The sequence below is a fragment of the Clostridium sp. CF012 genome (genome assembly GCF_018861755.1).
In the GTDB taxonomy this organism is placed as follows: Bacteria; Bacillota; Clostridia; order Clostridiales; family Clostridiaceae; genus Clostridium_AD.
In genome coordinates, this window is sequence record NZ_JAHLEF010000144.1 from 1 (window position 1) to 547 (window position 547).

At 30.2% G+C, this 547-nt stretch carries 2 protein-coding genes; one reads left to right on the forward strand and one right to left on the reverse strand.

Annotation, left to right across the window (positions count from 1 at the left end):
• A partial coding sequence (locus tag KPL50_RS26750) for a rubrerythrin family protein (RefSeq protein WP_216301484.1) occupies positions 1 to 210 on the forward strand: 210 nt, incomplete at its 5' end.
• Positions 211 to 295: 85 nt separating this feature from the next.
• Here the strand turns inward: KPL50_RS26750 and KPL50_RS26755 are convergent.
• A partial coding sequence (locus KPL50_RS26755) for a DTW domain-containing protein (protein ID WP_216301485.1) occupies positions 296 to 547 on the reverse strand: 252 nt, incomplete at its 5' end.

Consider the following 547-nt stretch of genomic DNA (forward strand, 5'->3'; position numbering starts at 1 on the left):
ATTATAGGTTATGAAGCTCATTCGATGTCTACAGATGATGAAAGGGTTAAAAAAATTTTAAATCACATTGCAGATGAAGAAAGAAGGCACGTTGGGGAGCTTCAAGAAATTTTGTATATGTTATCTCCAAAGGATGCACAATTCATGGAGGAAGGTAAACAGAAAATTAAAGACCAGCAATCTCAAAATTTTCAGCAACCGATTCAGTAATTTTGATTGTTAGATTATTCGTTTTTAATATGGTTATTTTAGATATTAAAAATAATTGAAAATGCCATCCTTTTGGATGGGATCTTCAATTATTATTAGAAGTTATAAGTTTGTGACCACTTAAGCCTGCCTTATAGCTTTTTAAAAATAAATTATAAAAATCATATATTACCTGTGAATGCTTCTCATCACCACTTATAGATAGTACCTCTATTGCAGTTTCTATTGTACATAAATTGCCATCCTTTGCACCTCTTCTTAAATCATATATAGACTTAAAGTTTGGTTCTAATGAAATAATTGGCAGGTTTTCTAAGTAGGAACTTTTCCTAAGTAT